Genomic DNA, 25,489 nt, shown 5'->3' on the forward strand with positions numbered 1-25,489 from the left:
ATTAGACTACAGTTCTAAAAATCTTATGTTTTATAAATGCCAGCAAGTTCAACACAGTCTGATGTATTTTAAAATACATCACTATGATTTTTTCATTTTTACCAGAGATTACAAGCTTGAGCGCATTATGTAAGGGGCGTTTAAAAGAAAAACAAGAACCTTCTAACAGTCTCTGATTAATTTCGGGATATGTGTTTACAATTTCATCTTTTTCAATGTCCTCTGGTTTTTTCAGAAAATGCCATAACAATCCTAATTTTAAATCCCTTTTAACATAATAAAAATCTATAGCATTTCCGAAATTAGATTCAAAGAAATTTATAAAATATTTTTTTGATTCTTCTTTTTTTCTTGAAATGCTGGAAACAACACTGGTACCATTTGAAACTCGGTCATAATGATAAAACGGCATTGGCAAATAAGCAACCTTAATGTCGTCTTGAAGTATTCTACAGCAAACAAACAAGTCTTCCCACATGATCATTTTATTTGGAAAAGATATATTGTTCTTTGCATAGCAAGAATGTCTAACTAGTTTATTACAGCAACTTCCATGAATATTCCAGGATAACAACTGTTTCAGTATTTCAAAATGATTCAAACTATTTGGTTTTTGAACATTGCGGAATGATCCAAATTTTGATTCAATCATAAAATCACAAATTACCATATCGGCATTCTTCGTTTCTGCGGCTTGGTATAGTGATTGTAGCATATTACTGTCAATCCAATCATCTGGATCCATATGTATAGAATATATACCTGTAGCGTTATCTATCCCACATTGTCTTGCGGAACTTACCCCACCATTTTTCTTATGAAAAACTCTAAAACGAGAATCTTTTTTTGCATATTCATCACAGATTTTAGGACTATTGTCTGTTGATCCATCATCTATTAGTATGCATTCCCACTCTGTCAAAGTCTGAGCAAGAACGCTCTCCAAAGCTCGTTTCAAGAGATGTTCCATATTATAAATTGGAACTATTACAGAAATTAATGGTAGCTTATTCATATTTTATATCTTTTTATTAAAAGTTAAATAGAACGTTGATTTTATCAATTTTCTCAAAAAAAAGCTAGAACAATTCAGCATTTTTATCATTGCGAGAAAAAAATAAAGCATTATAAATTTTTTCTTTTTAAACAGCGCAAGACTCAAATTTTTTAAACCATTTCCAGTTTTATACGATTTCAGAAACTGATTGTAATATTCAGAGTCTCGTTCTATTTCCAAAATTGAAATTTTCTCTTTTATCGATGTCTTTAGCCTTGATATTTTTAATAAGTTTGAATAAAAAATAGATGCGCAAAATTTTCCATAATCATCCCAATCTTCTTGAGAATATAGATTCTTTTCTTTTAGAAAGTTATAAGCAAAAAATCTAACAGGATTACCAGGAACATAAAACCTGCTAGACGCATTATGTGAAATGCTATTCATATTTACACGATAGTTATAAAAGATATCAGGAACAAATAGTACGCAGTCCGATTTATCCATTATTTCTACAGTTTGAACGAGATCTTCTGCATGCCGGATTATTTCAAAGACCTTATCATTATTTGATGGAATACAATTCTTTTTAAAAGCTTTTAAACACATGGAATTGTAATACGTATCTCCCAAAATTTTTTTGAACAACAATCTTTTATCTTTGATCAGCTCGATTTTATCATTTATTTTTTTATCTAAGTAAGATTCGCCCTTAAAAAAACGTTTCCAGTTGTAATATATGCAATCGCAGTTGTATTTCATGAAATACTGGTTAAGTTTATCCAATGTTTCTGGTTCCCAAAAATCATCAGAATCTAAACACAAGATTATATTACCAGAAGCCTTTGAAAATGCGAAATTTCGAGTAGCGATCTGCCCTTCATTTTTTTTAGAAAAAACTCTTATCCTGTTATCTTTTTTTTCATATTCTTTACAAATTTTTAAGCTATCGTCTCTGGAGCCATCATCGACTAAAATCAATTCAAAAAATTTATAAGTCTGTTTTAAAACAGATTCTATGCATTCAGAAACATACTTTTCCACATTGTAAACAGGAACGCAAATGCTAAATAAAAAATGGTTCATTTTTTAATCCTTCAACAAATAATTCTCGATGAGCTTCACACTCAATAAAATTTCTTATGGCCAACAACTCTTTCGTTCTAAACCGACTAATGATAAAATCAGTCATTTTATATCTACTCAATTTGTTAAAAAATTTTAATGCAAATTTATGACCATATCCAGAACAAGTCAATAAATAATGATTTAGCATATCCTTGGCAAATTTGGAATATTCCCTCTTAACAAATTCAGCGTTCTTTATCTGTTCACTCCGATGATAGAAATCAGATATGATATTCTTTGCAGCATCATTCTTAGCCAAGCGAATACCACAACCATGCTTTTCAAGCGGAATATAATCAATCCTAAAATCATCCTTAATTTCAATCAATAGACTAGTTTGTGATAAAGATGCGTTAATAGAATTAAAAATAAAATTTCCCTGTCCATAAACAATAGTTCCATCATGGTATTTTTCTTCACATCCAATGCAATGACTATGCTGGCAAATTACCAAGTCGGCACCTTTTTGTACAAATTTACGGCATATATGCTGTAACATTGGCGAAGGATAACGATAATACTCTTTACCTCCATGATACAGAACAATCACATAATCGCAATCCTTCTTTAGATTCACAACGTGATCAAAAGATTCAAGCGGGTCAAAAGGATTTGCACCGGGTTTATTCCCCTCTGCAATAGAAAACTCATGTTCTGCACATGCGTAAACACCGATCTTTTTATCGTTTATATAAAATACAAAAGGCTTTGCTGCAACTTCCAAATTTTTCCCAGCACCCAAAAAAGAAATATTCTCTTTTTCAAGAATCGAAATAGTAGACTCTAGCCCAGCATTACCATGGTCCATAATATGGTTGTTAGCGAGTGTCAGCAGGTCTGCACCAATAGATTTTAACCCTTTCGCGGTTGATACTTCAGCTTTTAAATTAGGACCACATTTCTGAATGGGTGTATCGGCATTGACTAGAGGGCATTCAAGATTGAAAATACGGTAATCAGACTTGCTCAGCAAATTAAGTAAACCGACGCCCACCACATCTTGCATATTGCCAGAGGCAAAATATACATTATTTGACTTTGTAGGGACAATATCTGCACCAATTAAAATGGACATCATTGAATCCTTTTTGAAGGAAGTTGCAGCCATTCTCCAAATTTATAATCCCATTCAATCGGACAAAAAGGACACATTCCACTATGATGAGAAAATGTCATTTCTCCAAAATAAATTTTATCATCAATCTCATACAAATCCACTCGTACATGGGGAATCCCCGATGATAGCTTTTCTGCTAAAGAAATCATTTTTTCATACATTTTAGGCTTTTGAGGTTGAATTTTGGCATTTGGATGACCGTTTGTGATTGGCAAATGATTGAAATTTCTGTCAAAAAAATCAAATTTTGTATCTTCATTTACCTTCAATCTATCTGATGCGATAAAAAGAGCCTTAACGATTCCATCAAAGCAAAAAAACTTATAATCTCTTAATTCTCCACTCTCATCCTCCATGTATTTTTCCGCGATTATTCGTGGGGGGATGTGTTTATATTGCCATTCTCTCAATTCCTTATATAAGGATCTTTTTAACCCGTTATTAAGATGATTTATAGCCTTTTTTTTATCAAAATTTGATTTGTCCCTACATATAATAACATCACCTCCGCCACCATTGGTTGTTTTCAATACGAATTGATTCGGCAATTTGTCAAAATCTATATCATCAGCATTCTCCCATACACCAAGTGTAGGTATTACGTGATCCTCGCCTATTTTATCAGCCACCCACTTTTTAACAGCATACTTATCAACAAGCGTTGTATAAAGTGGATTGCGATTGTAAAGTTTTAGCCACTGTATTTTTTCGCTAAAAGATTTTGGAGTCTTTAAATTCAATCGATACCCCATCCTTAATCGAAACTGTAGTTGTAAATACAGTTTATCAGGAAATAAGAAACTTATTTTTCCAATTAAAGCACTTATAAAGGTTAATTTATTATCTTTAAACAGTGTGATTGCTGTAGATAACTTGCTCATCACGAATCTCCTTGGTTAAAGAATACCCCAAAATCAGTTGTGAAACAACATGCATTTCTCGGTAAGACATTGAAAAAAAAGTTCGTAAGAAAAAATCAATAAATACAATTTGCATAACAAGACTCTCTGTTTTCTTTAGCCGCCCCACCCAAGCTGTTTTAGCAAACATGCTCCAATAAAAAATAAAACATAAAACACCCAACAAGCCATGATTTACAGCAATTTCCAACCAATCATTGTGGGCATATCCAATCATCTGCATTGTGTAATTAGCTCCTGATCCTAAAAAAAATTGACTAGGAGAAGCATCATCAAGAAAATAGTTTAAATACGCACTAAACAGTCTATCTCTTCCACTTGCATTTCCTTCAGAAGTTTGTTCAATTCTATTTATGAAATAATCACTAGTCTCCATCTTATATTCAACAAATTTAGCTCCGACAACAAATAAAATAAATAATAAAATCATAATGCTAATTTTGGTTTTGATATTTGACGTTTTTAAAGCATTCCATAAAACAAGCATTATGCAAATTACACCAATAATAATAGCGCCACGTTTCATTGCCATTATTGTAAAAACAAAACACGTTCCTAAAATGACATATAGCAAAAGAACACGTTTTTTAAAAAAAAGACTTAATGGAATCAACGCTGTAAATAAATAGCCAATATTATTTGTAAATTCTGTTTTGTTTATTTTTGCAAGTATCGCATTCCGCAATAATGTTCGTTCACTTGCAAAATAATATACAATAGTCAATGTAATAAAGAAAATCGCCCATATTTGAACGCTTTTTTCATTTATCCTACCTTCCTTCGAAAAAACATAAAATGCATAAATAGGTAATAAAGATACATAAATCTGTTTTAAAAATTCTGAACCAGGTACAGGATTATAATCATAAGGAATTATTATCAAATATAATCCATATACAGTAAATAACGAAAGTAAAGCGTTCAATCCCATTAAATAAGCGGGAATTTTATATTGGGTATTTGCGATAAATACATAATATAGAGAAACTACTAACAATACAACCATCATTAGTTTTATCGCAACAAAACCATCGGGGAAAAGAATTCCTTGATAAAAATAGATACACCAACCAAGGGTATATAAATTGGGCTTATTAATCCAACTAAACATTTGTCGTTTTTCCCGATATACGAGTTTCGATAAATTGTATGATAGCTTTTGCTCTTTTATCAATTGTAAGATTAGAGGCTTTTTTTAAAGAGCCTTCAGCCATTGATTCTCGTAGTTGAAAATCGTTATACAGTTTATTAATTGCAAAGGCAATTTCTTCAACAGAATTAGAATTTATGCGTATGGAATTTCCTTCATCCAAAAGCTCGTCATTAAATGATAAGTCAGAACTAATGATAGGCAAATTGCATGCCATCGCTTCAATTATGGCATTACAACACCCTTCTGCAAGAGTTGGTAAAACGAAAATATCTGCACAATTTAACAAAGAACATAATTTTTCATGTTTTACATTACCTTTAAAGATAATGTTTGGACAACTTGGCTCATCAGGACCATTTCCCACAAATATGGAATATATATTGGGATTGTTCAATTTCTTTATTGCTTCAGAAACTCGATTGGAACCTTTTCTATTGTTAAACCATCCAACAAAAGCAACAATAAAAGCATTTTCAGGATAATCGTATTTTTTTCGACATTCTTTTTTATCCATTTTATAGAATTTTTTTTCGTCAATTGCATTTGGAATTACAACACACTTATCATCCGAAGTTAAACCTAGATTAATCGATTCGTTTTTATTTTTTTTGGAAACACAAATAACCCCAGAGATATAATTACAAAAAGATACTTGATATGAGATTTTGTTTAGAGGTTTGGGAATAGAACTCTCCCCGGATGCAACAAATAGAGGAATATCATTTCTTTTTGCAAAATTAAATGCTAAAATTGCAGAAGACCAAAAATGTGCATATATCACATCGGGGATAATAGGCAACATTTTAAACGCTTTTTTTAGAGCCTGTTTTTGAAAAAAATCAGTTGGACAGAAATGACCGATTCTAAACATTGAAAAAGATAGATAATTGGGACGAATTAGAACAACTTGTCCACCAGACTTGAATTTTTGAATTTCAATTGCTTTATTAAAGCACTTGTACCTAGTAATACTAAACGGCGATACAACAAAACAGCAATGCCCTTGTTCAGCAAACTCGTCAACAAGTTGCTTGACAAAAGAAAAAGTACTTGACTTTTTACTAGGATAATCAGAACAAACAACACAAATATTCATACGCTAAACAATACTTCTTTCTGCTATATTGCGATAAGAGAAAAATTTCATGCTATTTAAAGCAATAGATTTCATCTTATCAAGTTTATTACCTAAAAATACATCTTCAATATTTTTTTTGATTTCATCAACAGAATCTTTACGCAAAAATTTTACATTTCCGCCACGGTCAACATGTGTCGTTCCTTCCCAATACTTAACTATCATAGGGATACCCATACCTGCAACCTGTTCCCAAAAAACAGAATGACGACCAGGAAACATTACTAAATCAGCCATTGCAAAATGTGGATAAGCCTCCTCAGATGAAACCCATCCTATGTATTTAACTTTGTCTGAGCAACGCTTTTCGACTTCTCCTTTTAATTCGGGAACAACAGAACCGAAAACAATTAATTTTAACTTAGGATTGTTAATTTGATTTACAGCATCCATCAACAACAATGTTTGCTTCTTTGCTAAATCAATTTTACCACCTGTAACTATTAGTTGATTATCTTCCGCAATACCATATTTTTCCCGATATTTAACACGAACATCGGAGCGTGAGGATTTTTCAACAAGATCATCGTCAGCCCCCATAGGCAAAAATTCAACTTTATCAGCAGGTAGCCCGTAAACGTCTTTCAAAAAATCAACACGTGCAGGTAAGACTCCATACCATTTTTTTACAAACGGATTGATTTTTTGTGCATAATACCGCCAAATTATTTTATGCAGTATGTTTTTTGAAATCCAATTTGTTGCACTATTTGAAAAATCAGCATGATTGTCTACATAAGTAACAACATAAGAGTGCGATTTTAAATACTTGACAATGGTTGAAATGTCACGAAATTGGCACCCATGAATAAATAGAACGTCTGGAGAAATTTTCTGTAGAATTTCTAAAATTTTCCCATATTTTTTTATTTTTGAATTAAATGAGACACCATTACAAATACTTAATCTAAAAATATGTGTACCATCATTCAAATGATAATCTTTTTGAGAGGCTTTGTGTAAACCGCCATCCAAAGAATACACCCATTCAGATGTGACAATCGTAACAGAATGTCCGAATCTACGATGAAACTTAGCAAGCATATTTTCTTGATAAGACCATCCATCAGTAATTGTTCCTGTAAGACACAAATGAACTAAATTCATACAGTAAATTTCCATTTCTTTTTTGTTTTTATTTTATCTAAAAAAGCAAGAAATGAAACAAGCCTGTATTTGATTCTTGTTAAATAAGGTCTTTTATGAGAAGTATTTTTGTCATGAATTCGATGTATAATGAGCGGCTCTTGCATAAAATAGGAACAATTATAAAATTCACCAACAAGTCCAATCCATTGATCATGCATATTTACATATTTTGAAAAAGGGAGTAGGAAATTTTTCATTTCTTTTGTTATAGCCATACAACATCCATAATACGCACTATAAATTAAATTACGAATAAAACCTTGTTTCTTATAATGGTTTTCAAAATGTCTCTTCTTATAAGTATTGTTGTTTATATCATCATTTGTTGCAATATACATATCATGCAGCAATACATGTACTGACTGATTTGCCGAAAAAAAATGTTTTATTTTATTTATTTTATTTGGAAGCCAAACATCATCTTGGTCACAAAACATAATGATATCTTTAGATGATTTACTTAACAAAAATTCAAAATTTTTTATAATCCCTTTATGAGGACCATCAAAAAACAGGACTCTATTATCTTTTTTTGTAATTTTTTTTATAATTTCAATTGTTCCATCTTTTGATCCGTCATCAGAAATAATCAATTCATCAGAAGAATCCATATAAGGCAAAATTGATTCTATCTGTTGTTGTACATATTTAGCTCCATTAAACGTAGCCATTATTATTGACGCATTCATTTTTTGCTCCTCTACACTTTTCTTCATCACATTTCGTATTTATTTTATAACGTTATGAGCAATTTCAGATAAGATGTTGTAATATTTTATCGTTTGCGTTTTTCTTGATGAATTTATGCGGCTCCAAGCCTTCGCGTTTTCACCTTTTTTGGCAAGCAAACTTCTTTCTTCGTAAGCCTGAAGAATCGTTTTTGCCAGAGCGTCAGCATCGCCATGTTCCAAAGTGTAGCCCATATCGCATTCCTTTATCATCCTAGCGATATCACTACTCTGGTCAACAAGAGACAGCAATGCTGATCCGGTCGCCATTATCACAAAGGTCTTTGAAGGGAGTGCCATTTTAGACAAACCTGGTTCAATAGAAACCAGTTCAAGGTCGCCAATACTGTAGATTTCCGAAAGTCTCGAAGCCGGTTGGAGTGGATAAACCGAAATAAAATCGAGATTTTCATCTTTGATTTGCTGTTCCAGTTTCTGCTTATACGATCCGCTGCCAATAATGACAAACCGAATCTGAGAATTCTGCGAGTGTACTTTCTTTGCTGCATCTACAATTACAGGCCAACCTTGGAACAGCCCGATATCACCGGCATAAGAGACAATGAACCCGTCTTTATCAATCCCAAGTTCACTCATAAGAGCGTTGTCTTTTCGATCAACATGATGCAAGCTCTCTGTATCCGCCCAGTTATAGATTACGTCAATTTTATCTTTTGGACATCCGTGAGATGCGATGGTTTCCTTCATCTCTTCCGAGATGGTTACAATCCTTGTATTTCCTTGATACGCCTTTCTCTCACGATAACGGAAATACTTAATCAAAGGATTCGATTCTTTAAGCCCCTTAATACGCATCAATGTATCTGGGAACAAATCCTGAGCATTGTACAATGTAGGCGCATACTTCGCAAGTTTTGCCCCCATCCACCCTAAAAACGGAGGAGAGCTATAAATGTAATATGCATCTGTAGGCGTTTTCTTAGCTTCTTTATAAAGTTCTTTTGTCAGCTGAAGGTATTTAATCATTCGATCAAACAACCCTTCACCTTCGCCACCACGAGAGCCAATTCTCTTGACAACGACATTTTCAGAAATTTGCTCTACAGGATGATCAAGATAATAGTTCTTTACTTCTTCCGAGATTCGTCGTGAAGGGAATCCTGTAAGAACGGTTACCTTAGCCCCAAGTTCTCCTAAATCAAGAGCCAGTTCATTCAATAACGCATGACGTTCCTTGCACAAATGACCGGTAATAAACGTAATCTTCATTTTTACTCCGTATAAATTGCAGTCACCCAATTTTTAAACAGAGGATTCAATCCCTTAGCCGTATTGACATAAGACCGGTGCAAAATTTCGCTAATTTCACCACACCCGAGTTCATACCTATCAATACTTAATACAGGAGTCAACTCCATTGCGGAGCCACAGAGAAACGTTTCATCCGCTGTATAGAGTTCTGTTCTATCGATAGTTCTTTCTTCAACTTCATAACCCAAGCTCTTAGCAAGCTTAATTACGGTATCTCTTGTAATACTTTCAAGAACAGCATCTGTAAAAGCGGGCGTAATCAATTTTCCATTTTTTACCATAAAGAAACAGCTACCAGGTCCTTCAGATATTTTGCCGTACTCATTAAGGAACAAGCAAGTATCGTACCCGTTTCTCAAGGCTTCTCTCTGTCCGTATCTGCTATTGATGTAGTTGGCACCACACTTGATACGAGGCGAAAGTGCATTCTCGCTGATGCGTCTCCAAGAAGTCACACAAACATTAAGCCCTTTTTTATTGTATTCGGCACTAGTTTTACCTCTCGGAATTGGAGCGACAAACATATTTGTTGGACCGTCCGAGCCCCAGGATCCAAAACCGTCTACAAACAGCGTCTGACGAACTGAAAGATTTTCTTCGTATTCATTGGCTTTTACCACATCAACGAATGCTTTTTTTAAATCACTTTTGCTAAACGGACAATCAATCTGGATAAGCCTTGCAGAACGGAGCAGCCTTTCGTAATGGTCGTCCAATCTAAATGCATACAACTGATGTTCATCTTCATTCCAATAGCATGGAATTCCTTCAAACACATTTAACCCAAATTGCGAAGTAGGGGCCAATATGTTGATTTTGGCGTCATTCACATGGACGAGTTCGCCCTTAAACCATATCAATCTTTCAGAAACATCGTATTTCATTTTTTTTCTCAGTGATGGTCAACACCCATAGATTCTTTATTCTTTTCCATATTTTCCTGAGTTTCTTCGACATCTTTCATGGAAAATACGCGGACAAAAGTCAAAAACCACATTTTTATATCATAAAAGATTCCGTATTTCTTTACTTTATCAATATAGATATTGTCGTATTTGACCTTTTCATCCCAGGCAAGTTCATTTCGTCCGGTAACTTGGGCAAGTCCCGTTATTCCCGGAAGGATGGTAAACCGTCTTTTATAAGCCTCATTTAATTCTTCATACTTTGGGAAATGACCAACGACAGGCGACCTCGGTCCAACAAAAGCCATGTCTCCCTTTACGATATTCCAAAGCTGGGGCAGCTCATCGAGGCTTGTTTTACGTAGAAACCGGCCAACAGATGTTATCCTTGGATCTCCGGCAAAACTATAGACTCCCGTACCCATATTTTGGGCGTTCACAACCATAGAACGGAACTTTAACATTCTATAAGTTTTGAAATTTTTCCCAATCCTTTCCTGTTTAAATATAACCGGACCTTTAGAATCCAATTTTACAGCAACGGCAATAACCAACAGGAGCGGAGAAAAAACGATTAGGGCGATCCCCGCAATAACTGTATCAATAATTCTTCTAACCAGGAAATACATAAGCAAATATCCTTGTTGTTTTTCAGTTAGGCTCCCTACGCAACCGCATTTTTCTTGGCAAATTTCAAATGTTCAACAATTGCATCTACAGCAGTCGCGACCTCGGCTTTGTTTTTAGCAAAATCTTCGGGAGTTTTGTCCGCGAGTGATGATTCGAATGCGCGAAGTGTCTTTAAGTTTTCGCTGAAGGTTCGTTCGATTTCGGCAATATCCGTTATTCTAGCACAATCGCAAAACGAGCGAGAAAGGATGGCGCGGGTAGAACCGAGCCTATAATGTTCCATGATGACCTTTTCTGCTGGCAGCATACCGCTACCAAGCTTTGCAATACCACCAAAACCGTAAGGAATCCTTGCAGCCTTAAACTTGTTGCAAAGTTTTTCGACCGTTCCGTCCGACAAAAGTTCGAACATAAACGTCATACCATACGAAAGGTGCAAATCGTTGAGCCCGATATGGATTTCGTCAAAACCGCCTTGAGCAAGAACTTCGTCCACGCATTCTAAGGCTTCTTTCGTTTCAAGAAGCAGTGTTGTTTTGCAACGGCCATTAACCGCATTGACAAAATTTGAGACTTCTTCGGATGTTTTCCAGTACGGGAGCATGATAATGTCGGCTCCAGCGTCTATTACCGAATTAATTTCGGCAGTACTACCATCGTACCATGGGTTTACGCGGACAAGCATTTCAGAGGTCGTAAGATGCGGCTTGATAGCCTTGATATCCGCAACAGAGTGGTGAGACTTGACTGAGTCGTAATTTTTCTGACGTTCCTCTTTACCACGGGTTTCCAAATCAACCCAAATGCGATCAACACCATATTTTTGGGCAATTTGCGCCACATCTTGCCGATTCGTAATGTACATCAGACACAGAGACATAAAGTTTGCACCCCCTAAACGTTATGTCCGGGAACGCCAATTCCCTGTTCTTTGCAGAAAACCGAACCACAGGCTATGTGCGTTTCGGTAGGGACAACAGCAAGTGATTCAACGACTGCGTTACAGTCTACGTGGCAAAATTCGCCCACAAAAGCGTCATGCCTGACTACAGCTCCACTTGCAATGAAGCTAGAGGTTGCGACCACGGCTCCAGATTGCACTGTAGCGTTTGGCTCGATGCAGCACCCTTTTTGAAGTTGAGCGCTAGGGCTTACATAAGCCTTGGGGTGCACTAAAATTGCCGAAGTAATGCAGTTATACTGCAACTGTTCGGTAAGCTTACGACGGAGTGCTGTATTGCCAATGGCAACGAAACCATAGCGGAATTCTCCGGCGAATTTTGGGAGGTCAGCAAAGGTGCCGATTAATGAAATTTGACTGGATCCTTCACTTCGTTCAGGATGACTTTCTTGCAAGGACGTCGTCGAAGCTTTGTACGAATCGTCGAGGAATGCAATACGGCCAAAGACGCCCATGGCGTCAGCGATTTCAGCGGCCATTACGCCGTACTGGCCGGCTCCCAAAATAAGCAGATTATTCTGTGAAATCACTTACCGCAACCTCGGTGATACTCTAGCCATCATTTGTATGCAAAAATTCGCCATTTGCGACTCCTACACAAAATTTTGACTAGAAAAGTTGAAAATTCTTACGAAAATATAAGAATATTTTAATCAATATACTAGTTACCACCCCAAAAAATGTCAAAAAACTTACGTTTTGGGTATTCTTCGTTAAAAACAAGATACACCCAATTTACAATTAGGGGTTATTTTCTAAACACCAGTACTGCCAAAACCGCCTCGGTCAGCGCCATCAAGCGCGCCTTCCACGAACGTGAGCGTTGGCTGTATTTCCATAATGCGGAACTGCGCTATGCGGCTCCCCTTTTCTATCCTGACATCGCGGGTCGCGTACACGGGCATCTTCCACCAGTCGTTCGCACCGCAATAGCTAGAATCGACCACGCCCACAGAATTTGCCTGCAAAATGCCGAAGTTCTTGAACGTAGAACTACGCGGAGCGATATGCGCCTCATAACCTTCAGGCAACTTCATCGCAACCCCCAAGTGAATCAGGCGGAACTCGCCCGCCTTGAGTGTCACGGTCTCTGCCGCGGCAAGGTCAATCCAGTCGGACTTTCCGCCGACATAAGTAAGGCGCTGGATGGAATCGTCGAGGTATTGAATTTTAATGGTCTTTGCAGTCATGCCGTAAATATAAAAAGAGTTTATACACAAAAAGAAAATCCCCGATGCAATCGGGGACTTCGTTGCTTTCAAAGCGTTACAGTTAGTCGAGCGTGTGGACCAGGAGACCGTCGCGGAGCTTCGGTTCGAACCAAGTGCTCTTCGGCGGCATGATTTCGCCAGCGTCGGCAATGCTCATGAGCTGATCAAGCGTGGTCGGGTACATTGCAAATGCGCAAGCGCATTCACCGCTATCGACGCGCTTTACGAGTTCGCCGAGACCACGGATGCCACCGACAAAGTCGATGCGCTTCGATGTACGCGGATCGTCGATATCGAACATCGGCTTGAGCACGAGCTTCTGGAGGAGAGCCACGTCGAGGCTATCGACCGGGCCAAGGTTCTTGAGGAACTTGTCCTTGAACGTGCAGGCATACCACTTGCCACCCATGTAGAAGTTCACCTGGTTCTGCTTAGACGGGCTCTGCACGCTCGGCAATTCTTCGATGTCGAACACAAGCTTCATTTCTTCCATGAGCTGTTCCGGCGTGCGGCCGTTCAAGTCCTTAAGCACGCGGTTGTAGTCCAAAATCTTGAGCTGGGTGCTCGGGAAGAGGATAGCGAGGTAACGGTTGTATTCTTCTTCGCCAGTGTTCTTCGGATTCTGTTCAGCGCGATAGCTGGCAGCGCGAGCGCCAGCAGCACTGCGGTGGTGACCGTCAGCGATGTAGCTTACCGGAACAGATTCAAAGGACTTGCGGATGGCTTCGATTTCGGCATCGTCGTCTATAATCCAGACGGTATGGCCAAAGCCGTCGCCCTTGCTCACGAAGTCGTAAACAGGCTTGCGCTTGGTCACAGCACCGAAGATATCGAATTGGCCGTTGTCGCGGTAAGTGAGGAACACCGGACCCGTATTGGCGTTCGTGGCGAGCACATGGCGCAAACGGTCTTCTTCCTTGTCAGCGCGGGTAAGTTCGTGCTTCTTGATGGTGCCGTTGAAGTAGTCGGCAGCCGGAACGCAGCACACAAGACCGTACTGTTCGCGACCGTTCATCGTCTGGCGATAAACGTAGAGGCACGGCTTCTGGTCGAAAGCGATCACGCCGTCTTCGATCATCTTGTCGAGATTTTCACGAGCGTGGGCATAAACCTTCGGGTCGTAAGCATCGACTGAATCCGGAAGTTCGATTTCGGCACGCGTCACGCGCAAGTAGGAGTGCGGAAGGCCCTCAGCCATAGCCTTGGCTTCGGCGCGATTCATCACGTCGTAAGGGAGCGCAGAGATAGTCTCAGCTTCAGCCGGGTTCACCGGACGCAAAGCCTTGAACGGATAGATGTGCATCATAGGTTTCTTTCCTTTGTGTGCTTCTTTGATTAAAACTTCGTCTTCGGCAATCAAGTTATGGATATAACCCGTCTTTGCCGCAATCCATTTTTTCTTCCTGTAACTTACGATGAAATAAGCTAGAAAAAAGAAGATGGCGCCGCCAATAGCAGCGACAATTGTAATGCCAATCATGAACGCCAACAGGTGGTCCGCGGCGTCATTCCACAAATGACTGATAACAGATGTGAAGTTCTTGAACGAAAGCCCCTGGAATTCTTCCAAAAAATCAAACTTAATCGCCCCCGGATGGACAATCTTGCACCCGAGCATATACCCCGTCGGGTAGAAAAAACCGAACTGAGTCAGCGGGTTTGCCACAAACGAAGAGACAACCCCCGGAACCTTCGGAAGACGGAACAAGGCACAGAACGCAACCGTCAAAATAATGGCAACACCAATCGTCGGCCAAATGCCAATAAAGACGCCCGCCGCGACAGACCACGCCACACGCATGGCATCCTGACGCCTCGGAAACATCCTATTGTAATAAATACGGCTTAAGCGCTTGTACTTCGATTCGTTCCTTCTCAATTTAACCATATCACCTCTTAAATAACCGAGCCAAAGATAGTAAATATAGACGAGAGACTAAAGACTAGAGACGAGAGCGAAGCCTTTGTTCTATAAAAGGGGGAAGCCTCCCCCTGATTGCAGCCTTGCCCTATTGTCATGCCCGCCTCCGAGCGGGCACCTCCTTTTAGGGCAAGTCTTCCATCACCCCCTCGAACGGGGCTTCAATCGCCAGCCCCGTAACTCCCCCGGCTACAAGTCCTTCAGACAACGAACAGAGATGGCATTAAGCTTGTTTAAGTAGATCAAATGCTAGTCAATTTGCTAGAAGACGAAACAGTCTTCAAATTTGAAGATGAACTTGATTTCTGACTTGAGGAGGAATTATTCTAGAACAATAACTAATTTCCGCGGTAAAATTCACCACCATCATGCTGCTGCCACAACAAGTACATTTCCTTGTAATGATCTTTGATGAACTTCTGAATTTTCAAAAGATCCCGATCATTCAAAGTTCCTTTATTCTGAACAACCGTATCACCATTTTCTTTCACAAAGAACTTTGCAGAGCCAGTTTCCGTCAAGCGGCTGTCACTGGCATGGGCGTGAAAGCACTCCACGATACACATTGATGTGAAATAAAGAAAATATCCGGCAATCTTAAAGTTGTAGAACTTAGGCATAAACAGATTCGTCCATATATTCCAAAGCGTTAGACAAATAACCCTTAGCAATATCCTGCTCTACCGAATCCATATTGGTTTCTATAAGCGTTCCGTCTTTCTTAAAAACAGCAACACCATGGCCATTGTTTAAATCTACCACTTTTACCTTTTCGCCTTCGAATAAAAAAGCAAAGCCACTGATAATGACATCAGCTTCTTCTGCTATAGACTTTACATCAAGCATACCTCACCTCCACTTTTTTTATCGGTGCCAAAAATCGATCAACATCAATATATAAATCTTTCAAAATCGGAACAAGGTCTATATATTCTTCAACCAAATCCTTGCTGTAGCTGTACTTTGTCATCACAACAATATACCCATTATCCCAAGTTAAAACCTTTTCATACTTTTCAAGACAACGGGGAGCAATGAACCTAATGGTCTCTTTACCAAACTGGAACAATGTATAGGACGACTCGCTATACAAACGAGCCGTTTGATTCAAAGAATATTCTTTTTTCATTTCCATAACATTTTGCTCCAATCGTTCCTTTCATTAAAAATAATATTTTTTTTCAATCACATTTTCTAAATTTCATCCCATGAAACACTTGATTTCGAAAGAAGGCTTTGAAAAATTCAAGGCAGAATGGGAACATCTCAAATATGTCGAACGCCCGGCAATGATCAACCAGGTGCAGGCAGCCGCAGCCGAAGGCGACCGCAGTGAAAATGCCGCCTACACATACGGGCGCATGCGCGTGCGCGAAATTGACCGCCGCTTGCGTGAACTCGACCGCATTTTGGATGGCGCACAGATTGTCGAAAACGCCGCCACCAAGGACGGTTCTATCCGCTTTGGCGCCACCGTCAAAATGATTGACAAAAAGACCAAACGCGAAAAGGTTTACAGCATCGTCGGAGACAAGGAAATCGACCCGCTCCAAGGCCGCATCAGCATGAAGTCCCCCATCGGCGAAGCCTTGCAAGGCAAAAAAGCCGGCGACACCGTTGAAGTCCAAGCCCCCCGCGGAAAGATTACATACGAGATATTAGAGGTTAGTTACTAAATATGTCATGCCCGCCACCGAGCGGGCACCTCCATTTCATTATTAGAGAAGGAGATTCCCGCTGGAGTTTATCCCGGACTCTGTTCCGGGGCGGGAATGACAACTCAGCTCTCCGAATTCACCTAATGTTCATCGATACCCATTGTCATATTGATTCTTACGAGCGCCATGCGGGCGAATCCTTTGACGCACTTTTAGAGCGTTTCCAAACTGCCAGTTTCACAACCGAACGCAGTTCCGCTAAAGAAAAAGCGGCCGCATCCAAAATAGCACAGCCCGAAGCATTTATCCACGTTGCCTGCGACCCGGCAGACTTCGACCGCGCTCGCGAACTCAGCGAAAAATATCCCTTCGTCTACTCCGCTTACGGCATCCATCCCGAGTACGTCGAAACAGAAACAACCGAAGATGAAGCCCGAATGATTGAATTCTTGAAGCACCCGAAGTGTGTTGCCTGCGGTGAATTCGGTCTCGATTACCATTACGGCGCCGAAACAAAGGCAGCCCAAGTCAAGCTCTTCGAGCGCCATTTGCAGCTCGGCATCGAAAGCGGCAAGCCTCTAGTACTCCACCTCCGCGAAGCCGATGATGACGCCCTCGCCGTGCTCCGCACCGCGAGCCTCCACAACCGCAACGTTCACGTCCACTGCTTTACGGGCACGCCTGAATTCGTCGAGCAACTCCTTCAGCTAGACGCAAACATCTTCGTCGGATTCACGGGAATCGTCACGTTCAACAACGCGCAAAATGTCCGAGACGCAGCAGCGCTCGTACCGCTTGACCAGATGCTTTTGGAGACCGACGCCCCTTACATGGCGCCCGTCCCCTTCCGCGGCAAGCCCTGCCACTCCGGCTACATCCCGTTTATCGCCGACAAACTCGCCGAAATAAAAAAAGTGACGGTAGAAGAACTCTACCATCACTGTCGCGAAAACACTAGAACGTGTTACGGAATTTAAGCTTTAACGGCTTCCGGTTCCGTTTCAAAGGTAGAACTTTGCATGGGAACATTGTAATGTTCTTTCATGTACTCTAGCGCCATATCCGTATTGAGCGGCCTGCTAAAGTAGAAGCCCTGAATCAAGTGGCAGCCTTCGCGGTACAAGAAGTCGAGCTGTTCCTTCGTTTCAACGCCTTCGGCGATGAGGTCCAAGTTCAAAGACTTCGCAATGCCAATCACCATGCGAGCAAACGAAGCATCTTCTTCGTTATCCGCCACATGATCCACAAAGTACTTGTCCATCTTGAGCGTATGCACCGGGTAGCGCTTCAAGTACGAAAGTGAACTGTAACCCGTTCCAAAGTCGTCAATCGAAATCTGGATACCCATATTCGAAAGCGCACGCATGATTTCAATCGTCTTGTCCGCTTCGCACATGGCCGTGTATTCGGTAATTTCAAGCTTCAAGTTGCGCGGATTCAAGTTCGTTTCGGTCAGCACACGACGCACATCGTCGACCATGGAATCCATCGAGAACTGCTTTGCCGAGAAGTTTACAGCGACCTGGATATCCTTATAGCCCATATCGACCCATTGCTTGGTCTGCTTACAAGCCATGCGCAAGATGAGCGCTCCCATCGGCACAATGAGGCCCGTTTCTTCGGCAATCGGGATAAATTCAGCCGGCGAGATAATGCCGCGTTCCGACTGGTTCCAGCGCACAAGCGCTTCAAAGCCCACAATCTTGTTGCCCGCCTGGATATCGACAATCGGCTGGTACATGAGTACAAATTCTTGCGCCTGGATAGCCCTGCGGATTTCGAATTCGAGTTTGTAAAGTTTCATCGCCTTTTCGCGAATGCCGCCGCTAAAGAACTGGATACCGCCATGGTTAATGCCCTTCTTCATATCGCGAAGGCTAGCGTTTGCATTGGCAAGAATATCCTCGACGCAATCCACATCTTGATTCACGACAATCGACATCGAAACGCTGATGTAAAGGTCCTTGCCTTCCAACGAAATCGGAGACTTAACTTTGTTATGAATATTACGTACAAGCGGAATCAAATCGTCATTCGGGTCTCGGCTCTGTATATTGTGCAAGATAACGGCAAACACATCAGGACCAATTCGAGCCACACAGTCATCCGGGCGAGCAATTGATTTTAAGCGGTCAGCAATCGTGCGAAGAACGTTATCGCCAATATTGATGGAGTAAGAAGCATTGATAGCACCAAAGCTATCGATATCCAAAAGAGCTACCGCAAAAACATAGTCCGGGCGCTTTGCCGCAATATCGACATCGGTTTTTAGCTTTTCGAGGAAATACTTGCGATTATAAACGCCTGTAAGCGCATCCTGATAAACGTAATTATAGCGTTCGCGTTCAGCAGACTTGGTATCAACCTGTTCCGTCAAAGAACCAATCACGCGAATCGGACGACCAGAGTCATTACTTTGAACGCGCCCACTAATCACGAGTTTTGCATTTTTCTTGGAGGCGTCAAGCAGAGTCAGGTTGCACGAGAAAGTTCCCAATGTCTGCAAAGCGGCATTCAGCTGTTCACGGAAGGCATTCCAGTCGCTTTCAATCACGCGCTTTTTCAAAGGTTCAAAGGAATCTTCTAGGCTTGCGCTATCGGTGGCAAGCAACTTGGCAACGCGATTGGACCAATAAACCTTCCCCGACGCCACATCGAACGTCCAAAATCCATCCGACGACACATCAATCATCATCTGGAACATTTCATCTTTTTCAAGGAGGTCCTTTTTCAGGTCGCGAATCGGTTCGACGACCTTAGGTTCCGGGATATCCACATCATTACGGATTTTCCGGCCATCCATCGGGAATTTATAGAACAAGGCGACATACGCCAAAAAAACTATCGCCAAAAAGTACGGTATAAAGTTATAGACGTGTTCTGTAAAGTTCAGAATATCTGGTATAGTTTCTGCAAACAAAAAACACGCTAATAATAGCGCAAAGCGCAACACTACATGTTCGTCAAAAAGTCTCATGTCAACCCAATCCTATTATTTACACCTAAAATAAGTAGAATATTTCAAAATAGAACATCCTGAAAGTTTTTCGTAATGATTTCTTTACTCCAACTCCAAGTATTCCAACTTGGAATAAACCTTATGTTAACAGATTTTTTCCATTCATATGTAATATATCATAAAAATTGCGAAAATATCTAAAAAAATGAAAAGTTTGTATCCAAATCGATTCAAAAAATTCAAAACGGGACAAAAAGCAACGTAAATCACCGTTTTCATAAAAAATTCTCTTACAATTATATGATATAAAAATGTTCACAGAGCATATTCTTGCGATGCGACAATCGAATCGGGATTTGTTTTGTTATATTAGGGGCATGGAATGGAACAAAGAACAGCTTAATGAACCGCGTTTAATCGATATCCCTATCGCTCACGACCAGCGAGGCAACTTGAGCGTTGTCGAAGGCGGCGAACTTGTCCCATTTGACATCAAGCGAGTGTATTACCTGTACGACGTTCCGGGCGGAACAACGCGCGGCGGACATGCGCACCGCAAGCTACGTCAATTGATTATCGCTGCAAGCGGTAGCTTTGACGTGATTCTGGACGACGGCAAAAAGCGTTCCAAGTATTCGCTGAACCGTTCCTACCACGGGCTTTACATTCCGACAATGCACTGGCGCGAAATCGAGAATTTCTCTTCGGGTGCAGTCTGCATGGTACTCGCATCGGAACACTATGACGAATCCGATTACATCTATGAGTATGAGGAATTTGTAAAAGAAGTAAATAGGGATTAGAGTTTAGTCAATAGTTATTGGTCAATGGTCATTAGAGATTTTCGATTACACGTATGCAAAACTAAAAACTATTGACTAAGGACCAACAACTAGTAACTCATTTCTCGTATCTAGCGTTCACACACGGGAGCGCACCAAACGATTCCTTGAATCGGTAAAGATTTTCGTTCAAATAAGCGCCGCCATTTTCTGTTGAAATTCCCCACGAGAACTTTTCACATCCAACTTGAGCCGCCTCACGCATCGCATTTACAAATAACGCTGTTGTGGCATTCGTTTCACGCCTGGAATCATCGGGTGCAAGGTACTGGAAATGGAAAGCCTTCGCTTGTTTGAAATTGAAAATCATCATCCCCGACAAATATTCGCCGTTCTGCCAAACGCCGCGGAATAAAACATCTTCTGGGAATCTCTGTTTGAGGTCGCGCAATTCCGCTAAAGAATGAACCGGTTTGGTATTGTAACGAGCTTTTGAAAGCACAAGGAAGTCGTAGAATTTTTCCATTTCGCTATCGGGAATTTCGCCGTATGTCAAATTCAATTTTTCAGCTTGTCTAAAATTATGGCGGCATTCGCGCTTGCAAATTTCAAGCGGATCAACACCTTTAACAAGCGGCGTGTAGCAGCTGAGTTCCGTATGGCGACTGTAGCCAGAGTGCTCAAGCGCATAATCCAACAAATCTGTCGATACTGTTGCAAAAATGCGAGAGGTCGGTTTTAGCTTGACACTTTTGAAATTTTGGACAATGTAATCATCAATGGCCTTGACGATTTCAAGAATCTTGTTGCCCGAATAAAAATCTTTGGAAATGACGGGACCACCAAAAGTCGAACCCTGATGCGACACGAATCTGCCATCGATGCTACAGCCAGGAACAACAGCAATAACAATACCACTTTTTTCCACAAAGAACGATGCATCTGCAAATCGTCCTTCAGGATGGTAGTTCAAGAACCGGCGCGTCTGCAAAAACGTTCCGTTCATGGAGTTTTCCATGACGAAACGGTCCCAGCGTAATTCCTGTTCGTGACTGTAGGGCAAAATTTCGTACATGTCCATCTCCGGCGTTACGCTACTTGGACTTCTTAGAGTTTTCGGCTTTCGGCGTTTCATCCTGTTCAGCGCTCTGCGCCGCTTGCTTTGCAGCCTTTTCTGCAGCATGTTCCAAACGAGCGGGCTTGCCTGCTAAATTACGGAGCAAACCGAACAAAGCTGAGAGTTCGTTACGTGTCGGGTGCAAGCGCTGCAAAAGCGTGTTGAGGAAGCTATCGCGCCAAGCTTGATCGTGATACTGTCCCGTGAGATAGCGATCCAAGAACTTCTTGAAGCCATCAATCTGCTGAATGGTTGCAGGCCCCGTTTCGGCAACGCCTCGCGTTGTGCGCTTCGCGCGGCCCTCGCCGTTTGCGAGTGCCCCGGAACGGCAAAGCTCGTACAAGCTAATCGAGACTGCTTGTCCAAGATTCAAGCTCATGAGTCCCGGCACCGGGATTTCGCACTGGTACGTGCAAGCGTTCACTTCTTCAAGCGCAAGTCCGCAAGATTCACGGCCAAACACGAGAGCAATCGTTCCGTCTTTGGGGAGCATTTCAGACAAGTTCTGCACCATCGTATGCTTGATGGAACTTGCAAAAATGCGACGGCTGTAGGCAACAGCGCAAGAGCAATCGCCAATGGCATCTTCGAACTTGTGGACGACCTTTGCGTTATCCAGAATGTCGTGGCTGTTTGCGGCCGTGTGGTAAGATTTGTCCAAGACCTTGTCGCGCTTGGGATAGACAATATAAAGTTCCGGCAATGCATAGCAATGCATGGCACGTGCGACAAAACCCACATTGTGCGGGTGTTCCGGTTCAACAAGTACTACTCTAAATTTACGCATTTTTAGGTTTTAGGTTACAGGTTTTAGGGATTAGGGCTATTTCTACTATAGTTGATAACGGTTTGATTAAAGTGTCATCCTGAGCGAAACGCGTTAAGCGTGGAGTCGAAGGATCTCTATTCTTGCATCAAGTTATTCCATTCAGGATTCATCTGATTTATAAGCATTACCTTTTTTTCTCGTTTCCATCCTTTTAATTGTTTTTCTCGCCTAATTGCATCCAATACTTCTGTATATCGTTCAAAATAAACAAGTTTATTAATCTTGTATTTAGATGTAAATGCAGCACCAGTCCCTTCAATATGTTCCAACGCACGACGTTCAATATTATTCGTTACACCAATATATAAAGTAGTATTACTTTGATTTGTCATCATGTATGTATAATAATTATTTGGCATATTGCTTATTCGTTTTAGATCCTGCTCCTTCGAACCTAACTCTACTAAGGCAACAAGTTGCCAAGTATCGTATATCGGCTACGAACCTTCGGTTCGGAGTTTACCCTGAGCTTGTCGAATGGGCTCAGGATGACACATTAAAAACAAACCATATATTTTACATTGACCACTGACTATTGACCATTGACTATCCATCTGAAATCTTTTCCGCGGATTTCGTTTTCGATGGTCTCGCCGGGTTGAATTTCGGCACCTTTAAAAATTACAGAATGTTTGACTTTCACGTCGGCAGGCAAAGCAACACCGGGTTCGACAACGGCCTCGTTCGGATCATGCCCAAGTTCCTGCAAACGCGCTTCCACAGCAGCCATGAGACCTTCGGGCGATCCCATATCAATCCACGTGGCATGCAACTGCGACATATCGACAAACGGCGCACGGCCAGCCGCAATTTCCTGTTTCCAGAATTCACGGATATCAAATTCGCCGTCACGGATTCTAGCCAAAGCTTCGTCGCTGTACCACGAGATTCCAGAGAACGTCGCGGGCACGCCTTCCGTAGCACCGAAACGACCGACAACGCCTGCAAGGCGGCCATCCGCCCCCACGCGGAACGTGTTCACTTTGGGAAAATCGACCGCCAGGAGTGCAACATCACAGCGGTTTCGTGCATTCCGCACAAACGCACCCAAGTCAAAATTGCAGTACGCGTCGCCATTCATAATCAAGAGGCCACCGCGATACCCCGTCGCATAAATCCGACGCAACGGGCCTGCCGTTCCGAGGATTTCTGGCGTTTCGACCCAGACTTTTTCGAAGCCAAGACGTTCACCCTCGCTTACAATCTGGTCGGCCAGGTAATGCGCATTTGCGTGTAAGCGGATATCGCCAAGCGACTTTGCCCGCTCCATCTGGATTTCGAGAATGCTCTTGTCATAAACGCGAACCAACGGCTTCGGGATTTCCGACGTCAAAGGTCTCAGCCTTGTGCCAAGCCCAGCCGCTAGAATCAACACGTTCAATTTATCGTCAGCTCGCGTCATAACACAGCCTTAATTAGACCATTGCAGCGCTAAAGGAGGCGTTGCAGATAAGCGTTTCGCCCTGCCAGATTTCGCCAGTGTACTTGTAAATGCCATGGCGAGCCATCACAAGTGTCGCCTTGAGCGTCAAGTCCTGCGGCGGAATCACCGGAGCGCGGAAGCGGCAGTTTTCGACACCCATGAATGCCGGGCGCTTGCCTTCGACATCGGCCTTTTTGGCAATCATCGTCAAGAGCGTTGCGGCCTGAGCCATGGATTCAATCTGAATCACGCCCGGGAGCACCGGATTGTTCGGGAAATGTCCATCAAAGAATTTTTCCTTGCCCGTCACGTGCCAAACAGCAACGATAGACGGCTGGTCACCTTCGGTGATTTCCTGAATTTCGTCCACGAAAGCAAACGGAGCCTTCTGAGGGAGGAGGGCATGAACTTGTTCTTCATTATAAAGCATAGGGCAACACCTTTTCTAAGATTGTTCTGTGGCTCAAGTGACCACCGTTGATGATTTCCAGACGAACTTTCGGGAGTGCAGGCTTTGCAAAGCAAAGGTCTCCCAACAGGTCGAGGATTTTATGACGAGCGGGTTCGTCGGCAACTCTAAAGGGCGCTTTCGCCGCCTCAGAATTATCGAGCAGGAGCCCACAGGATTCATCCACCCCGCCAAGCAAACCGGCCTTGCGGGCTTCGTCAAATTCGTTTTTCAAAATGAAAGTTCTCGCAGCGAAGACGTTGTACAAGTCTTCTGCCGAGTAAATGGAAACATTTGCCGCCGACTTAAAGACGTGGCCGTTTTCGTTACGTTCCAAAATGTATTCCACTTCAAAAGCTTCGCACGGCGTAATTTTTACGGAACCGTAAGGTTTTTGCGCCTGAGCCGCATCAGTGACATCCGTGCGGAACAAGTCCCATTCCGCATGTACGGGAACATCGTAAAATGCAAGTTCTTCGGGTGCACCCACATTTCTGCGAAATTCACTAAAGAACGGGAGCGCACTGCCGTCCATCAGCGGAACTTCGGCAACACACCCTTTTTCACTTTCTTCGTTGCAGGCGACATCGACCACAAAGCGGCGAGACGGCCACATCAAGAATACCGGTGCAAGGTGTTCCGGGGACGCAAGCGTCAACGCATGAGCGCCTTCGCCCAATTCGTAAATTGCAGTACGGGCTACGCGGAACTTCAAATCCGTGAAGCACTTTGCGCAATCGGTACTGTAAAAAGCACGACCTCCCACGCGCCATTCGACGCGAGGCTCCAGTTGCGGATTGTACTCCTGGACTTCAATTTTTACGTTCGCTTTGCCATAAGACAAAGACGCAGAACTAAATTTCCACTCACGCGGGCTTTTACGAGAATCTTTTTTCATTTAGATAACGGGAATTTATAAAAAAAATGCACACTTGAAAGTTAAGAACTTAGAACTTAGAGCTTAGAACTTAGATTTTAAAATGGAAGCCTAAGTTCTAAGAGCGAAGCGGGCTAAGTTCTACCAACTGTGGTGGCATCGTCGC

At 41.5% G+C, this 25,489-nt stretch carries 28 protein-coding genes and 1 pseudogene; 3 read left to right on the forward strand and 26 right to left on the reverse strand.

The annotated features are described in order from the left end of the window. Position 1 precedes the first annotated feature (1 nt). The 19 genes and pseudogenes from B3A20_RS06670 to B3A20_RS06755 all read right to left on the reverse strand — a co-directional run bounded on the left by B3A20_RS06670 (position 2) and on the right by B3A20_RS06755 (position 16,365). On the reverse strand, positions 2 to 1,015 hold the full coding sequence (locus B3A20_RS06670; protein ID WP_290762995.1) for a glycosyltransferase family 2 protein: 1,014 nt from the start codon (positions 1,013 to 1,015) through the stop codon (positions 2 to 4). A 3-nt stretch (positions 1,016 to 1,018) separates the two neighbouring features. Next, entirely contained in the window at positions 1,019 to 2,083 is a 1,065-nt protein-coding gene (locus tag B3A20_RS06675) for a glycosyltransferase family 2 protein (protein ID WP_290762996.1), read from the reverse strand. Then, positions 2,064 to 3,233 carry a CapA family protein gene (locus tag B3A20_RS06680; protein ID WP_290762998.1) on the reverse strand — a complete coding sequence of 390 codons (1,170 nt, stop codon included), beginning with the start codon at positions 3,231 to 3,233 and terminating at the stop codon, positions 2,064 to 2,066. Before B3A20_RS06680 ends, B3A20_RS06675 begins: the two co-directional genes overlap by 20 nt. Further along, positions 3,200 to 4,123, reverse strand: a complete 924-nt coding sequence (locus B3A20_RS06685; protein WP_290763000.1) for an ATP-grasp fold amidoligase family protein — start codon at positions 4,121 to 4,123, stop codon at positions 3,200 to 3,202. The genes B3A20_RS06680 and B3A20_RS06685 overlap by 34 nt, the downstream gene beginning before the upstream one ends. Further along, complete coding sequence (locus B3A20_RS06690) at positions 4,089 to 5,273, reverse strand: O-antigen ligase family protein (protein ID WP_290763002.1); 1,185 nt, start codon at positions 5,271 to 5,273, stop codon at positions 4,089 to 4,091. Before B3A20_RS06690 ends, B3A20_RS06685 begins: the two co-directional genes overlap by 35 nt. Further along, positions 5,266 to 6,411, reverse strand: coding sequence for a glycosyltransferase family 4 protein (locus B3A20_RS06695; RefSeq protein ID WP_290763003.1), 1,146 nt, complete (start codon positions 6,409 to 6,411; stop codon positions 5,266 to 5,268). Before B3A20_RS06695 ends, B3A20_RS06690 begins: the two co-directional genes overlap by 8 nt. Before the next feature lie 3 nt (positions 6,412 to 6,414). Continuing rightward, positions 6,415 to 7,560, reverse strand: a complete 1,146-nt coding sequence (locus B3A20_RS06700; RefSeq protein ID WP_290763005.1) for a glycosyltransferase family 4 protein — start codon at positions 7,558 to 7,560, stop codon at positions 6,415 to 6,417. Then, on the reverse strand, positions 7,557 to 8,318 hold the full coding sequence (locus B3A20_RS06705) for a glycosyltransferase (protein WP_290763008.1): 762 nt from the start codon (positions 8,316 to 8,318) through the stop codon (positions 7,557 to 7,559). Before B3A20_RS06705 ends, B3A20_RS06700 begins: the two co-directional genes overlap by 4 nt. Before the next feature lie 12 nt (positions 8,319 to 8,330). Continuing rightward, a complete protein-coding gene (locus B3A20_RS06710) occupies positions 8,331 to 9,560 on the reverse strand; it encodes a glycosyltransferase family 4 protein (protein ID WP_290763010.1) in 1,230 nt (409 codons plus the stop codon). Between the two features lie 2 nt (positions 9,561 to 9,562). Next, positions 9,563 to 10,486, reverse strand: coding sequence for a branched-chain amino acid transaminase (locus B3A20_RS06715; protein WP_290763012.1), 924 nt, complete (start codon positions 10,484 to 10,486; stop codon positions 9,563 to 9,565). 8 nt (positions 10,487 to 10,494) lie between these two features. Further along, positions 10,495 to 11,136 carry a sugar transferase gene (locus B3A20_RS06720; RefSeq protein ID WP_290763014.1) on the reverse strand — a complete coding sequence of 214 codons (642 nt, stop codon included), beginning with the start codon at positions 11,134 to 11,136 and terminating at the stop codon, positions 10,495 to 10,497. A 35-nt stretch (positions 11,137 to 11,171) separates the two neighbouring features. Then, the gene (locus tag B3A20_RS06725; RefSeq protein ID WP_290763016.1) at positions 11,172 to 12,017 is read right to left on the reverse strand and encodes an aldolase/citrate lyase family protein; all 846 of its coding nucleotides are present in this window, start codon (positions 12,015 to 12,017) and stop codon (positions 11,172 to 11,174) included. A gap of 14 nt (positions 12,018 to 12,031) precedes the next feature. Then, positions 12,032 to 12,628, reverse strand: a complete 597-nt coding sequence (locus B3A20_RS06730) for a hypothetical protein (protein WP_290763018.1) — start codon at positions 12,626 to 12,628, stop codon at positions 12,032 to 12,034. 225 nt (positions 12,629 to 12,853) lie between these two features. Then, positions 12,854 to 13,288, reverse strand: coding sequence for a dUTP diphosphatase (locus tag B3A20_RS06735; protein ID WP_290763020.1), 435 nt, complete (start codon positions 13,286 to 13,288; stop codon positions 12,854 to 12,856). Positions 13,289 to 13,370: 82 nt separating this feature from the next. Continuing rightward, positions 13,371 to 14,615 (reverse strand): DUF1015 domain-containing protein, encoded by a 1,245-nt coding sequence (locus B3A20_RS06740; protein WP_349680070.1) that lies wholly within the window; start codon positions 14,613 to 14,615, stop codon positions 13,371 to 13,373. Positions 14,616 to 14,714: 99 nt separating this feature from the next. Next, positions 14,715 to 15,197: pseudogene (locus B3A20_RS15545) on the reverse strand (DUF2062 domain-containing protein); the annotation flags it as partial. Between the two features lie 371 nt (positions 15,198 to 15,568). Further along, positions 15,569 to 15,850 carry a DUF4160 domain-containing protein gene (locus B3A20_RS06745; protein WP_290763025.1) on the reverse strand — a complete coding sequence of 94 codons (282 nt, stop codon included), beginning with the start codon at positions 15,848 to 15,850 and terminating at the stop codon, positions 15,569 to 15,571. Then, positions 15,843 to 16,076 carry a DUF7723 family protein gene (locus B3A20_RS06750; RefSeq protein WP_173565129.1) on the reverse strand — a complete coding sequence of 78 codons (234 nt, stop codon included), beginning with the start codon at positions 16,074 to 16,076 and terminating at the stop codon, positions 15,843 to 15,845. The genes B3A20_RS06745 and B3A20_RS06750 overlap by 8 nt, the downstream gene beginning before the upstream one ends. Next, positions 16,069 to 16,365, reverse strand: coding sequence for a DUF7724 family protein (locus B3A20_RS06755; RefSeq protein ID WP_290763028.1), 297 nt, complete (start codon positions 16,363 to 16,365; stop codon positions 16,069 to 16,071). Before B3A20_RS06755 ends, B3A20_RS06750 begins: the two co-directional genes overlap by 8 nt. A 73-nt stretch (positions 16,366 to 16,438) precedes the next feature. On the opposite strand from B3A20_RS06755, the gene greA reads away from it, so the two are divergent. Both greA and B3A20_RS06765 read left to right on the forward strand, forming a co-directional pair. Next, positions 16,439 to 16,906, forward strand: coding sequence for a transcription elongation factor GreA (greA, locus tag B3A20_RS06760; RefSeq protein WP_290763030.1), 468 nt, complete (start codon positions 16,439 to 16,441; stop codon positions 16,904 to 16,906). A 125-nt stretch (positions 16,907 to 17,031) separates the two neighbouring features. Beyond that, positions 17,032 to 17,865 carry a TatD family hydrolase gene (locus B3A20_RS06765; protein WP_290763032.1) on the forward strand — a complete coding sequence of 278 codons (834 nt, stop codon included), beginning with the start codon at positions 17,032 to 17,034 and terminating at the stop codon, positions 17,863 to 17,865. On the opposite strand, the gene B3A20_RS06770 is transcribed toward B3A20_RS06765, so the two are convergent. Further along, positions 17,862 to 19,808: a sensor domain-containing protein gene (locus B3A20_RS06770; protein ID WP_290763034.1), complete on the reverse strand. Its 1,947-nt coding sequence runs from the start codon at positions 19,806 to 19,808 to the stop codon at positions 17,862 to 17,864. The two genes, B3A20_RS06765 and B3A20_RS06770, sit on opposite strands and share 4 nt — an antisense overlap. Before the next feature lie 416 nt (positions 19,809 to 20,224). On the opposite strand from B3A20_RS06770, the gene B3A20_RS06775 reads away from it, so the two are divergent. Then, on the forward strand, positions 20,225 to 20,650 hold the full coding sequence (locus B3A20_RS06775) for a sugar 3,4-ketoisomerase (RefSeq protein WP_290763036.1): 426 nt from the start codon (positions 20,225 to 20,227) through the stop codon (positions 20,648 to 20,650). A 97-nt stretch (positions 20,651 to 20,747) separates the two neighbouring features. Here B3A20_RS06775 and B3A20_RS06780 read toward each other — a convergent pair whose 3' ends face one another. The 6 genes from B3A20_RS06780 to B3A20_RS06805 form a co-directional block, all read right to left on the reverse strand. Beyond that, the gene (locus tag B3A20_RS06780; protein WP_290763038.1) at positions 20,748 to 21,704 is read right to left on the reverse strand and encodes a GNAT family N-acetyltransferase; all 957 of its coding nucleotides are present in this window, start codon (positions 21,702 to 21,704) and stop codon (positions 20,748 to 20,750) included. Positions 21,705 to 21,723: 19 nt separating this feature from the next. Beyond that, entirely contained in the window at positions 21,724 to 22,533 is an 810-nt protein-coding gene (locus tag B3A20_RS06785) for an RNA methyltransferase (protein WP_290763040.1), read from the reverse strand. Between the two features lie 116 nt (positions 22,534 to 22,649). Continuing rightward, entirely contained in the window at positions 22,650 to 22,934 is a 285-nt protein-coding gene (locus tag B3A20_RS06790; protein WP_290763041.1) for a GIY-YIG nuclease family protein, read from the reverse strand. 173 nt (positions 22,935 to 23,107) lie between these two features. Further along, complete coding sequence (locus B3A20_RS06795; RefSeq protein ID WP_290763043.1) at positions 23,108 to 23,977, reverse strand: sugar phosphate nucleotidyltransferase; 870 nt, start codon at positions 23,975 to 23,977, stop codon at positions 23,108 to 23,110. Positions 23,978 to 23,990: 13 nt separating this feature from the next. Then, positions 23,991 to 24,428 carry a 3-hydroxyacyl-ACP dehydratase FabZ gene (gene fabZ, locus B3A20_RS06800; RefSeq protein ID WP_014545193.1) on the reverse strand — a complete coding sequence of 146 codons (438 nt, stop codon included), beginning with the start codon at positions 24,426 to 24,428 and terminating at the stop codon, positions 23,991 to 23,993. Next, positions 24,418 to 25,344: a UDP-3-O-acyl-N-acetylglucosamine deacetylase gene (locus B3A20_RS06805; RefSeq protein WP_290763046.1), complete on the reverse strand. Its 927-nt coding sequence runs from the start codon at positions 25,342 to 25,344 to the stop codon at positions 24,418 to 24,420. The genes fabZ and B3A20_RS06805 overlap by 11 nt, the downstream gene beginning before the upstream one ends. Between the last annotated feature and the right edge of the window lie 145 nt (positions 25,345 to 25,489).

This window comes from Fibrobacter sp. UBA4297 (assembly GCF_002394865.1).
GTDB lineage: Bacteria > Fibrobacterota > Fibrobacteria > Fibrobacterales > Fibrobacteraceae > Fibrobacter.

Bases quoted from the DNA above. Each gene is read 5' to 3' on its own strand.
- greA (WP_290763030.1), top strand. From the start codon at position 16,439: ATGAAACACTTGATTTCGAAAGAAGGCTTTGAAAAATTCAAGGCAGAA.
- B3A20_RS06715 (WP_290763012.1), bottom strand. From the start codon at position 10,486: ATGAAATACGATGTTTCTGAAAGATTGATATGGTTTAAGGGCGAACTC.
- B3A20_RS06685 (WP_290763000.1), bottom strand. From the start codon at position 4,123: ATGAGCAAGTTATCTACAGCAATCACACTGTTTAAAGATAATAAATTA.
- B3A20_RS06680 (WP_290762998.1), bottom strand. From the start codon at position 3,233: ATGGCTGCAACTTCCTTCAAAAAGGATTCAATGATGTCCATTTTAATT.
- B3A20_RS06740 (WP_349680070.1), bottom strand. From the start codon at position 14,615: ATGATGCACATCTATCCGTTCAAGGCTTTGCGTCCGGTGAACCCGGCT.
- B3A20_RS06700 (WP_290763005.1), bottom strand. From the start codon at position 7,560: ATGAATTTAGTTCATTTGTGTCTTACAGGAACAATTACTGATGGATGG.
- B3A20_RS06675 (WP_290762996.1), bottom strand. From the start codon at position 2,083: ATGAACCATTTTTTATTTAGCATTTGCGTTCCTGTTTACAATGTGGAA.
- B3A20_RS06780 (WP_290763038.1), bottom strand. From the start codon at position 21,704: ATGTACGAAATTTTGCCCTACAGTCACGAACAGGAATTACGCTGGGAC.
- B3A20_RS06755 (WP_290763028.1), bottom strand. From the start codon at position 16,365: ATGGAAATGAAAAAAGAATATTCTTTGAATCAAACGGCTCGTTTGTAT.
- B3A20_RS06725 (WP_290763016.1), bottom strand. From the start codon at position 12,017: ATGTCTCTGTGTCTGATGTACATTACGAATCGGCAAGATGTGGCGCAA.
- B3A20_RS06735 (WP_290763020.1), bottom strand. From the start codon at position 13,288: ATGACTGCAAAGACCATTAAAATTCAATACCTCGACGATTCCATCCAG.
- B3A20_RS06795 (WP_290763043.1), bottom strand. From the start codon at position 23,977: ATGACGCGAGCTGACGATAAATTGAACGTGTTGATTCTAGCGGCTGGG.
- B3A20_RS06750 (WP_173565129.1), bottom strand. From the start codon at position 16,076: ATGCTTGATGTAAAGTCTATAGCAGAAGAAGCTGATGTCATTATCAGT.
- B3A20_RS06690 (WP_290763002.1), bottom strand. From the start codon at position 5,273: ATGTTTAGTTGGATTAATAAGCCCAATTTATATACCCTTGGTTGGTGT.
- B3A20_RS06790 (WP_290763041.1), bottom strand. From the start codon at position 22,934: ATGCCAAATAATTATTATACATACATGATGACAAATCAAAGTAATACT.
- B3A20_RS06710 (WP_290763010.1), bottom strand. From the start codon at position 9,560: ATGAAGATTACGTTTATTACCGGTCATTTGTGCAAGGAACGTCATGCG.
- B3A20_RS06705 (WP_290763008.1), bottom strand. From the start codon at position 8,318: ATGAAGAAAAGTGTAGAGGAGCAAAAAATGAATGCGTCAATAATAATG.
- B3A20_RS06745 (WP_290763025.1), bottom strand. From the start codon at position 15,850: ATGCCTAAGTTCTACAACTTTAAGATTGCCGGATATTTTCTTTATTTC.
- fabZ (WP_014545193.1), bottom strand. From the start codon at position 24,428: ATGCTTTATAATGAAGAACAAGTTCATGCCCTCCTCCCTCAGAAGGCT.
- B3A20_RS06670 (WP_290762995.1), bottom strand. From the start codon at position 1,015: ATGAATAAGCTACCATTAATTTCTGTAATAGTTCCAATTTATAATATG.
- B3A20_RS06765 (WP_290763032.1), top strand. From the start codon at position 17,032: ATGTTCATCGATACCCATTGTCATATTGATTCTTACGAGCGCCATGCG.
- B3A20_RS06775 (WP_290763036.1), top strand. From the start codon at position 20,225: ATGGAATGGAACAAAGAACAGCTTAATGAACCGCGTTTAATCGATATC.
- B3A20_RS06695 (WP_290763003.1), bottom strand. From the start codon at position 6,411: ATGAATATTTGTGTTGTTTGTTCTGATTATCCTAGTAAAAAGTCAAGT.
- B3A20_RS06805 (WP_290763046.1), bottom strand. From the start codon at position 25,344: ATGAAAAAAGATTCTCGTAAAAGCCCGCGTGAGTGGAAATTTAGTTCT.
- B3A20_RS06785 (WP_290763040.1), bottom strand. From the start codon at position 22,533: ATGCGTAAATTTAGAGTAGTACTTGTTGAACCGGAACACCCGCACAAT.
- B3A20_RS06720 (WP_290763014.1), bottom strand. From the start codon at position 11,136: ATGTATTTCCTGGTTAGAAGAATTATTGATACAGTTATTGCGGGGATC.